Genomic DNA, 10,513 nt, shown 5'->3' on the forward strand with positions numbered 1-10,513 from the left:
GGCTGCTTCGCAGCCCAGCGCGGGGCAAGCCCGCTCACCACAACAGCAACAGCAACAGCAACAGCAACAGCAACAGCGGTGTTCGACTAGAGTCTTCCAACAACAATAAAAGGACGCACCACCATGAAGTCATTCAAACGCACTCTGCTCGCCACGGCCCTGGCCTTGCTTGCCCTGCCGGTCATGGCCGACCCTGCCCACCCGAAAATCGGTTTTTCCATCGACGACTTGCGCCTTGAACGCTGGTCCCGGGACCGTGACTACTTTGTCGCCGCTGCCGAAAAACTCGACGCCAAAGTCTTCGTGCAATCGGCCGATGCCAATGAGCAAAAACAGATCTCCCAGATCGAAAACCTGATCTCCCGGGGCGTCGATGTCATCGTGATCGTGCCGTTCAACGCCACGGTACTGACCAATGCGGTGGCCGAAGCCAAGAAAGCCGGGATCAAGGTGGTGTCCTATGACCGCCTGATTCTCAACGCGGACATCGACGCCTACATCTCCTTCGATAACGAAAAGGTTGGCGAAATGCAGGCCGCCGGCGTGCTGCAAGCCGCGCCCAAGGGCAACTACTTCCTGCTCGGCGGCGCGCCCACCGACAACAACGCCAAGGTGCTGCGCGAAGGCCAGATGAAGGTGCTGCAACCGGCCATCGACAAGGGCGATATCAAGGTGGTCGGCCAGCAATGGGTCAAGGAGTGGAACCCGACCGAAGCCCTGAGCATCGTTGAAAACGCGCTGACGCGGAACAACAACAAGATCGACGCCATCGTCGCCTCCAACGACGCCACGGCCGGCGGTGCGATCCAGGCCCTGGCCGCGCAGAAACTAGCAGGCAAGGTGCCGATTTCCGGCCAGGACGCCGACCTCGCCGCGATCAAGCGCGTGATCGACGGCACCCAGACCATGACCGTGTACAAGCCGCTCAAGCTGATCGCCACCGAAGCCGCCAAGCTTTCAGTGCAACTGGCCCGCAATGAGAAACCCACCTACAGCTCGCAGTACGACAACGGCAGCAAACAGGTCGACACCATTCTGCTCACCCCGACCCCGCTGACCAAGGCCAATATCGATCTGTTGGAGAAGGACGGGTTCTACACCAAAGAGCAGATTGCCGGGCAGTGACCGCCATGGCCGACTACCTGCTGCAAATGACCGGCATCGTCAAAAGCTTTGGCGGTGTCAACGCGCTCAATGGCATCGACATCACGGTGCGGCCGGGGGAATGTGTCGGCCTGTGCGGTGAGAACGGTGCCGGTAAGTCCACGCTGATGAAGGTGCTGTCGGCGGTTTATCCGTACGGCACCTGGGACGGCGAAATCCTCTGGGATGGGCAGCCACTCAGGGCCCAGTCCATCAGCGAAACCGAGGCTGCGGGTATCGTGATCATTCACCAGGAGCTGACCCTGGTGCCCGACCTGTCGGTGGCTGAAAACATCTTCATGGGCCACGAGCTGACCTTGCCCGGCGGACGCATGAACTACCCGGCGATGCTCCACCGCGCCGAAGCGCTGATGCGTGAACTGAAGGTGCCGGATATGAACGTCGCCTTGCCGGTGTCGCAATACGGCGGCGGCTATCAGCAACTGGTGGAAATCGCCAAGGCGCTGAATAAAAAAGCGCGCCTGCTGATCCTCGACGAGCCCTCCTCGGCCCTGACCCGTTCGGAAATCGAGGTGCTGCTCGACATCATCCGTGACCTCAAGGCCAAGGGCGTGGCCTGCGTGTACATCTCCCATAAGCTCGATGAAGTGGCAGCGGTGTGCGACACCATTGCGGTGATCCGCGACGGCAAGCACATCGCGACCACGGCCATGGCCGATATGGACATCCCGCAAATCATCACGCAGATGGTTGGCCGCGAGATGAGCAACCTCTACCCCACCGAACCCCATGACATCGGCGAGGTGATTTTCGAAGCGCGCAACGTCACCTGCTATGACGTGGACAACCCCAGGCGCAAGCGTGTCGACGACATTTCCTTCGTGCTCAAGCGCGGTGAAATCCTCGGCATCGCCGGACTGGTCGGTGCCGGGCGCACGGAACTGGTGTCGCGCTGTTCGGCGCCTATCCCGGTCGCTACAGCGCCGAGGTGTGGCTGGACGGCCAGGTGATCGACACGCGCACGCCACTCAAATCGATCCGCGCCGGGCTGTGCATGGTGCCGGAAGACCGCAAGCGCCAGGGCATCATTCCCGACCTAGGCGTGGGCCAGAACATCACCCTGGCGATCCTCGACACCTATGCCCATATGACCCGCATCGATGCCGAGGCCGAACTGGGCAGCATCGACCAGCAGATCGCACGCATGCACCTCAAGACCTCCAGCCCGTTCCTGCCGATCACCAGCCTGTCCGGGGGCAATCAGCAAAAGGCCGTGCTGGCAAAAATGCTGATGGCCAAGCCCAAGGTGCTGATCCTCGACGAGCCCACGCGCGGGGTGGACGTGGGCGCCAAGTATGAGATCTACAAACTGATGGGCGCGCTGGCGGCCGAAGGCGTGTCGATCATCATGGTCTCGTCGGAACTGGCCGAAGTGCTCGGCGTGTCCAACCGCGTGCTGGTGATCGGCGACGGCCAGTTGCGCGGCGATTTCATCAACGAGGGGCTCACCCAGGAACAGGTGCTCGCCGCCGCGCTCAGCCATAACAACAATAATGATCGGAAGACCGCGTAGATGAATCAGGTCAAACAACTGTTTACCCGCTACAAAATGCTCGCCCTGGTGATCGCGGTGGCCGTGATCTGGCTGTTTTTCAGTTGGCAGACCGAGGGCGGTTTTCTAACGCCGCGCAACCTGTCGAACCTGCTGCGGCAGATGGCAATCACCGGGATCCTGGCGTGCGGCATGGTGCTGGTGATTATCAGCGGCGAGATTGATCTGTCGGTGGGTTCGTTGCTGGGGTTGTTGGGCGGGTTGGCGGCGATCCTGGATGTGGTCTATCACATCCCGTTGCTGGCCAATCTCAGTCTGGTGGCGCTGTGCGGGCTGATGATCGGGTTGGCCAACGGCTACATGACGGCCTATCTGCGCATCCCTTCGTTTATCGTCGGATTGGGTGGAATGCTGGCGTTTCGCGGGATCCTGCTGGGCATCACCGGCGGCACCACCATTGCGCCGGTGTCGCCGTCGTTGGTGTACGTGGGCCAGGGGTATTTGCCGCACACCGTGGGCGTTGGCCTCGGGGTTTTGTTGTTTGCGCTGACGCTGTTCTTGACCTGGAAACAACGGCGCAACCGTGCGCTGCACGGGCTGGCCGCGCATTCCCTGGTGCGTGATGTGGTGCGTGTCGGGGTGATCGGCGCGGTGCTCGCCGGGTTCGTCACCACCCTCAACAGCTACGACGGCATCCCCGTGCCGGTGCTGCTGTTGCTGGTGCTGCTCGGCGTGTTCAGCTACGTCACCAGCCAGACCGTATTCGGCCGCCGCGTGTACGCGGTGGGCAGCAATATGGAAGCCACACGACTGTCGGGCATCAACGTGCAAGCGGTGAAATTGTGGATTTTCGGCATCATGGGCGTGATGTGTGCACTGGCCGGCCTGGTCAACACCGCCCGCCTCGCGGCGGGTTCGCCGTCGGCGGGTAACATGGGCGAACTGGATGCGATTGCGGCGTGCTTTATCGGCGGTACGTCGATGCGCGGTGGCTCGGGCACGGTGTATGGCGCGTTGCTCGGGGCGCTGGTGATTACCAGCCTGGATAACGGCATGTCGATGCTGGATGTGGACAGTTACTGGCAGATGATCGTCAAGGGCAGCATTTTGGTGCTGGCGGTGTGGGTGGATGTGAGTACGCGGGCGGGGCGCAGGTGAGTGATCCCAAGCACACCGCAGTCCAAAGTGGGAGGGGGCTTGCCCTCGAAGACGGTGGGTCAGCCACACATGCATTGACTGACACTCCGCTTTCGCGAGCAAGCCCGCTCCCACCATGACTATCCGGCGTTAACTACCGAACACCAACGCCACCGCCTGAGCCCCCGCATTTTTCTGCGTGAAGTCCTTGGCCTGGGCGGCTGTCTTCAAGGTGTAGCCATAGTTGGAACTGGCCGTCCATTGCGCCTTGGGCGACTTCTGGTTGGTGATCGCCGGCACGCTGTTGGTGTCGGTGAACGTCCCGGTGCCCTTGTCATCCAACATGCCTTTGTTCTGGCTGCCCTCTCCAAAATAGTTGCTTTCAGAAAGGATGTTGGCGTTCTGCGCCAGAGTGAAACCCAGGTGGAAGTTGTTGATGTAGTTGTTGTAGACGTGGAAGTACCCGTAGCGCATCAAGCCCGGTGCGCGGACTTCCATGTTGTCGAAGCGGTTATGGCAGAGCGTGAGGCGCGGGTAACCATTGAACTCGGCTTTGTTGTCATCGGCCGGGTGACCGAAGATCAGGCCATATTTGTGGTTACCGAAGAAGCAGTTGCTGATGGTGGCGTAGTCGGCCTTTTCACCGATGTACACCAATTTGTCTTCGCTGCCATCCGTGGTTGACCAGGTGTGGCCGACAAAAGAGCAATGATCGATCCAGTACTTGCTGCCGTAGTTCAGGTACACCTGAATATCGTCATTGGCCTTAATGCTGGCCGAATGCTTGAAGATAATATTTTGCAGAATGATGTTCTGCGACTGCGCGGTTGCACGCAGGTGAATATTCTCCAAGGTACGGTTTTGGAACGAACCGATCAGGGTCTTGTTGGCGCCCATGTTGACCTTGGTCAGGCTCGACGCCGCGATATTGCTGTTGATCACCAGTACCCGTGGGGTGGTGTCGCCAATGTTGGCTTTGAGTTGATCCAGCGTGGTGATACTGACCACCGGGCCAGACCAGCCGCCGGTGACTTTTGCCGCGAGTGCGAAACCGGTCAGGCCGGTGAGTTTGCTTTCTGGATACGACATGAGTTCCCTCTCTCTATAAAAACGGCTCGGTTTGACGAGCCTGTGCATTGAGTTAATCCGTTAACTTGCACACAGTGTTTGGCGTGGCTGATGTTGCCATCCTGGTTGATCAGCGCTTAAACACTGTGTTTATGTACAGTATTATTCATTCGCCTGACCGTCAACCCTTGAGCAAAAAAAATGTGGGAGGGGGCAACCCCCTCCCACATTGGATTTCTACAATCTTGAATTACTTGGAGACCGGCATCGCAAACTCGGCGCCCTGCTCGATGCTCTCCGACCAGCGCTGCATGATCGATTTTTGCTTGGTGTAGAAACGCACACCTTCGGTGCCATAGGCGTGCATGTCGCCAAACAGGCTCTTCTTCCAGCCACCAAACCCGTGCCAGGCCATCGGCACCGGGATCGGCACGTTGATGCCGACCATGCCCACCTGGATACGCCGGGCAAATTCGCGGGCGATGTTGCCGTCGCGGGTGAAGCAGCTGACGCCGTTGCCGAACTCGTGGTCGTTGACCAGCTTGATCGCCTCGCCAAAGTCGTTGACCCGTACACAGGCCAGGACCGGGCCGAAGATTTCTTCGCGGTAGATGCTCATGTCCCTGGTCACATGGTCGAACAAGGTCGCGCCGAGCCAGAAGCCGTTTTCCAGACCCGCTTCGGTGGGCACGTAGTCACGCCCGTCCAGCAGCAATTGCGCGCCGGACTGGACGCCCTGTTCGATGTAGCCGCTGATGCGTTCCAGTGCGGCGCGGGACACAATCGGGCCCATCTCGGCCTTGAGGTCGCGACCGTCAGTGATGCGCAGTTGCTTGGCGCGTTCGGTCAAGGCAGCGATAACTTTGTCACCGACATCGCCGACCAGCACGGCGACGGAGATTGCCATGCAGCGCTCGCCAGCACTGCCATAAGCAGCGCCCATCAGCGCGTCGACGGTTTTTTCGATGTCGGCGTCAGGCATCACTACCATGTGGTTTTTCGCGCCGCCCAGGCCCTGCACACGCTTGCCGTTGCGGGCGCCGGTTTCGTAGATGTATTGGGCAATCGGCGTGGAGCCGACGAAGCTCACGGCCTTGACGTCCGGGTGTTCGATCAGTGCATCCACCGATTCCTTGTCGCCCTGCACCACGTTGAACACACCTTTGGGCAGGCCGGCTTCACGCAGCAGCTCAGCCATGAACAGCGAGGCGCTTGGATCAGTCGGGCTTGGCTTGAGGATGAAGGTGTTGCCCGCCGCGATGGCGATTGGGTACATCCACATCGGCACCATCACCGGGAAGTTGAACGGCGTGACACCGGCCACGACGCCCAACGGTTGGCGCAGGGTCCAGTTGTCCATGCCTCGGGAGACCTGGTCGGAGTGCTCGCCCTTGAGCAGGTTGGGGATGCCGCAGGCGAATTCCAGAATATCGATGCCACGGTCCACTTCGCCTTGGGCGTCGGTGAAGACCTTGCCGTGCTCGGCGACGATGATGCGCGCCAGGTCGTCCTTGCGCTCACGCAGCAGGTGCAGGTACTGGAACAGCACACGGGCGCGGCGGATGGGCGGGGTGTCGGCCCAGCCGTCGAAGGCGGCTTGGGCGGCAGCAACAGCTTCGGACACGGTCTGGCGGCTGGCCAGTGCAACGCGACCGGTTTTTTCGCCGGTGGCCGGGTTGAAAACGTCCTGATAGCGATCGTCGCGGGACACGCGCTGGTCGTTGATGTAGTGCTCGATGGTAGTGGTCATGGCAGTCGATCCAGGTGGGTAGCGTTGGGACACACGATAGGCTTTCGCTTTGTTCCAAACCAGAGCAGAATCCTGAACTTATTGTCTACATATGCGAACAATACACCCATGGAAAAATCTGAGATCGAAGGGCTGTGGACCCATATCCATTGGCTTTCCATATTGGAAGAGCAAGGTACTTACACCGCGGCCGCCGCACGCCTGGGCGTGAGCAAATCGGCGGTCAGCCAGCGGATTGCCGATCTGGAAAAGGCCACCGGCACCCAGTTGGTCACCCGTACCACGCGCAGTGTGCGGCTGACCGATGCGGGGCTGTCGCTGACCCGTGAAGTGCGTAGCGCCTATGCGCAAATCGCCCGCAGTTTCTCGTCGGTGCGTGACTCGGTGGGGGAGATTCGCGGGCTGGTGCGCCTTACCGCGCCGGTTGCATTTGCCCGGCAGCAACTGGTGCCGCATCTGTCGGAATTCCTGCGGCGATACCCGCAAGTACGTATCCAGCTGGATGTGTCCGATGCGCTGAGTTCCCTGGCCGCCGAAGGCTACGACCTGGCCGTGCGCCACGGTTTCCAGGTGCCGGAAACCCACGTCGCCTGGAAACTCTGCGACACCGGCTCAGTGCTGGTGGCCACCCACGAATACCTGCAACACCACGGCGAGCCTCGCGAACCCGGCGACCTCTCGAGCCACAACTGCCTGTTCTACCCACGGGGCACCGACCAGCCTGCCTGGACCTTCGAGCGCGGCAGTAAAAACGTCGAACGCCTCACCGTGCCCATCGCCGGCAGCTTTGCCACCAATAACAGCGAGGCACTGCGCGACTCGGCCCTCAATCATTTGGGCATTGCCCTGCTTCCGGACTTCAGCGCCCATGCCGCGCTGGCCAGCGGCAAGCTGGTGCAGGTGCTCAAGGACTGGACGCTCAAGGGCGCGTTTGCCAATGAGATCTACTTGATTCGGCCGTATTCGCCCCATGTGCCGAAGTCGGTGAGTGCGTTGGTCAGCTATTTGAAGGAGAAGCTGGCGGATGGGTTTCGCTTCACGGGTTGAGGTTTATCGCTTGATCAACAGGACTAAAGGTCCATAATGGACAAAATAGTTTAGTTGCGGAGTTTTTCATGTCCAGCACGCCTCAAGTGATCAACCAGCTCCAGGCTCGCGAATTACTCGCGCAGGTCGATGTACCGCAGATCCTGCGCAAGCTGTTTCGAGACCTGGCCGCCGGGCAAGCGGTGCAGCCGGCACAACAATGGGTCGAGTTCCCCCAGGGTGCCGGCGACTTTATCAACTACTTGGGCGTGCTGGCGGAGGATGGCGTTTATGGGGTGAAAACCTCACCGTACATCGTGCGTGAGCAAGGGCCGCTGGTCACCGCGTGGACGCTGTTGATGTCGATGGAGACCGGCCAGCCGCTGCTGTTGTGTGATGCCGCTGAGTTGACCACCGCACGTACGGCCGCGACCACGGCGTTGGCGGTGGATGCACTGGCGCCACAGTCGGCGCGACGACTGGCGATTATCGGCAGCGGCAAGGTGGCCCAGGCTCACCTGCATTACGTGAAAACCCTGCGGGACTGGCAGGGCATCAAGGTTTTTTCGCCCCGCCTGGCCGGTAAAAGCTCCGCGTTTGAACGCCTGGACCCACGCGTAAGCATCGCCCCTACCTGCGATGCGGCCCTGGAAGATGCCGACGTGATCCTGCTGTGCACGTCATCGGCCGGCCCGGTGATCGACCTTTCGCGCCTGAACCAACCTGCGCTGATCACCTCCATCAGCACCAACGCCCCGCGTGCCCACGAAGTACCGCCTCAATGCCTCAATGATATGGACGTGTTCTGCGACTACCGTCAGACCACCCCAGGTTCGGCCGGCGAGATGCTGATCGCCGCCGAACAGCACGGCTGGAACCCGAGTGCCGTCATGGGCGACCTGGCCGAACTGCTCAGTGACCAGGTACAGCCCCCTTCCTACGACCGCCATGTTTTTTTCCGTTCCATCGGCCTGGGCCTGGAAGACATCGCACTGGCTAACGCACTCTGGAGACGCCTATGAACCACGCAGATTTCATCATCATCGGCGGCGGCATTGCCGGCGCATCCACGGGTTTCTGGTTGTCGCAACACGGCAAGGTGCTGGTGCTGGAGCGAGAATCCCACCCGGCCTATCACGCCACCGGGCGTTCGGCAGCGCTCTACACCGCCGCCTACGGCACCCCTCAGGTACGGGCGTTGACCCTCGCCAGCCGTAAGTTTTTCGACCAGCCGCCAGCAGGGTTCTGCGAGCATCCTTTGCTGACGCCACGCGGCGAGATGACGGTGGACTTCACCGGCGACCCGGCCGAGTTGAACGCGCAATACCTCAGCGCCAAGGCCACTGTGCCGCAGGTCGTACAGTTGAGCATCGACGAGGCCTGTGCGAAGTTGCCGATCCTGCGTCGGGAAAAGGTCCACGGGGCGATCTATGACCCGACCGCCAGCGACATCGACACCGATGCCCTGCACCAAGGGTATTTGCGCGGGATCCGGCGCAACGGCGGTGACGTGCGTACCGACCGCCACGTGCTGGGCTTGAGCCGTGACAGCGCCGGTCTCTGGCATATCAACACCCAGCACGACACCTTCACCGCCCCGATTATCATCAATGCCGCCGGTGCCTGGGCCGACCACATCGGTGGGCTGGCCGGTGCCGCCTCCATCGGCCTGCAGCCCAAGCGCCGCTCGGCGTTTATCTTCGCCGGCCCCGAAGGCGTGGACAGCCACGGGTGGCCAATGCTGGTGGCCCTCGACGAAGCGTTCTACATGAAGCCCGACGCCGGCATGTTCCTCGGTTCGCCGGCCAACGCCGACGCGGTCGAGCCCCAGGATATCCAGCCCGAAGAGCTGGACATCGCCATGGGCATCTACCAGATCGAAGAGGCCACCACCCTGACCATCCGCCGCCCGACCCGCACCTGGGCCGGCCTGCGCAGTTTTGTGCACGACGGGGATTTGCTCTCGGGCTTCGACCCTCAGGTGCCGGGGCTGTTCTGGGTGGCGGCGCAAGGCGGTTACGGCATCCAGACTTCACCGGCCATGGGCCAGGCCAGTGCGGCACTGGTGCGCGGTGCGCCGCTGCCGGAGGCATTGACGCGGTTCGGGCTGGACGCTGGTATGCTCTCCCCCGCCCGCCTGGAGCCCCATTGATGAACACCGTCGAACCCGACAACGCCTTGCAGAACTTTCGTGCGATTGCCGATGCAATCGCCACCCTGTTTTTCCCCCACGCCGAAGTGGTGTTGCATGACCTGCGCACGCAAAAGGTCGATTACATCGCCAATAACCTGTCCAAACGTGCGATTGGCGACGAATCGGCGCTGGAGGACATGCTCAGCGACGACGTCAGCGAAGTGAATATCGGCCCGTACGAAAAGCTTAACTGGGACGGCCAGAAAATTCGCAGCCTGAGCACCGTGCTACGCGACACCAACGCTCGGCCCCTGGCGGTGCTGTGCATCAACCTGAATATTTCACTGTTCGAAAACGCCAAGGCGGCGCTGGACCTGTTCTTGTCGCCCAGCAAGTTGATCCCACAGCCGGATGCACTGTTTCGCGATGACTGGCAGGAACGCATCAACACCTTCCTGCATGCCTGGATGCGCGAGCGCCAGTTAAGCCTGAACCTGCTGACCCGCGACCACAAACGCGAACTGGTGCTGGCCCTGCATGCCGAGGGCGCGTTCAAGGGCAAGAGCGCTTCGAACTACGTGGCCAATGTGCTCGGCATGGGCCGGGCGACGGTCTACAAGCATCTGAAGGAATTGAAGGGCTGAACCTTCAGCCCTGTTTGGGTTTGGTGGTGAGCTGGATTTTGTGGTGAGCGGTTGCCCCGCGCTGGGCGGCGCAGCGGCCCCCTCAAAAGTAGGGGATC

General features: G+C 61.0%; 8 protein-coding genes and 1 pseudogene. 7 read left to right on the forward strand and 2 right to left on the reverse strand.

The genetic code is table 11. The features are described from left to right. The first annotated feature begins 123 nt into the window (after nucleotides 1-123). The 3 genes and pseudogenes from xylF (at nucleotide 124) to IQK56_RS21390 (ending at nucleotide 3,814) form a co-directional block, all read left to right on the forward strand. Entirely contained in the window at nucleotides 124-1,125 is a 1,002-nt protein-coding gene (gene xylF, locus IQK56_RS21380; RefSeq protein ID WP_099584557.1) for a D-xylose ABC transporter substrate-binding protein, read from the forward strand. A 5-nt stretch (nucleotides 1,126-1,130) separates the two neighbouring features. After that, nucleotides 1,131-2,677, forward strand: a pseudogene (gene xylG, locus IQK56_RS21385) (D-xylose ABC transporter ATP-binding protein). Next, the gene (locus tag IQK56_RS21390) at nucleotides 2,678-3,814 is read left to right on the forward strand and encodes a sugar ABC transporter permease (RefSeq protein ID WP_122306207.1); all 1,137 of its coding nucleotides are present in this window, start codon (nucleotides 2,678-2,680) and stop codon (nucleotides 3,812-3,814) included. It abuts the pseudogene before it with no gap. A gap of 129 nt (nucleotides 3,815-3,943) precedes the next feature. On the opposite strand, the gene IQK56_RS21395 is transcribed toward IQK56_RS21390, so the two are convergent. Then, nucleotides 3,944-4,882 (reverse strand): pectate lyase family protein, encoded by a 939-nt coding sequence (locus IQK56_RS21395; RefSeq protein ID WP_150676192.1) that lies wholly within the window; start codon nucleotides 4,880-4,882, stop codon nucleotides 3,944-3,946. A 229-nt stretch (nucleotides 4,883-5,111) separates the two neighbouring features. Beyond that, the gene (locus IQK56_RS21400) at nucleotides 5,112-6,611 is read right to left on the reverse strand and encodes a CoA-acylating methylmalonate-semialdehyde dehydrogenase (RefSeq protein WP_122306205.1); all 1,500 of its coding nucleotides are present in this window, start codon (nucleotides 6,609-6,611) and stop codon (nucleotides 5,112-5,114) included. A gap of 108 nt (nucleotides 6,612-6,719) precedes the next feature. Here IQK56_RS21400 and IQK56_RS21405 point away from each other — a divergent pair, with 108 nt between their 5' ends. The 4 genes from IQK56_RS21405 (at nucleotide 6,720) to IQK56_RS21420 (ending at nucleotide 10,415) form a co-directional block, all read left to right on the forward strand. After that, nucleotides 6,720-7,658 (forward strand): LysR family transcriptional regulator, encoded by a 939-nt coding sequence (locus tag IQK56_RS21405; RefSeq protein WP_122306204.1) that lies wholly within the window; start codon nucleotides 6,720-6,722, stop codon nucleotides 7,656-7,658. A 68-nt stretch (nucleotides 7,659-7,726) separates the two neighbouring features. Continuing rightward, nucleotides 7,727-8,659: an ornithine cyclodeaminase family protein gene (locus tag IQK56_RS21410; RefSeq protein WP_193901821.1), complete on the forward strand. Its 933-nt coding sequence runs from the start codon at nucleotides 7,727-7,729 to the stop codon at nucleotides 8,657-8,659. Next, the gene (locus IQK56_RS21415; RefSeq protein WP_193901822.1) at nucleotides 8,656-9,789 is read left to right on the forward strand and encodes an NAD(P)/FAD-dependent oxidoreductase; all 1,134 of its coding nucleotides are present in this window, start codon (nucleotides 8,656-8,658) and stop codon (nucleotides 9,787-9,789) included. The genes IQK56_RS21410 and IQK56_RS21415 overlap by 4 nt, the downstream gene beginning before the upstream one ends. Next, nucleotides 9,789-10,415: a helix-turn-helix transcriptional regulator gene (locus tag IQK56_RS21420; RefSeq protein ID WP_193901823.1), complete on the forward strand. Its 627-nt coding sequence runs from the start codon at nucleotides 9,789-9,791 to the stop codon at nucleotides 10,413-10,415. Before IQK56_RS21415 ends, IQK56_RS21420 begins: the two co-directional genes overlap by 1 nt. The last annotated feature ends 98 nt before the right edge of the window (nucleotides 10,416-10,513 follow it).

Origin of the sequence: Pseudomonas cyclaminis (assembly GCF_015163715.1) — a bacterium.
In the GTDB taxonomy this organism is placed as follows: Bacteria; Pseudomonadota; Gammaproteobacteria; order Pseudomonadales; family Pseudomonadaceae; genus Aquipseudomonas; species Aquipseudomonas cyclaminis.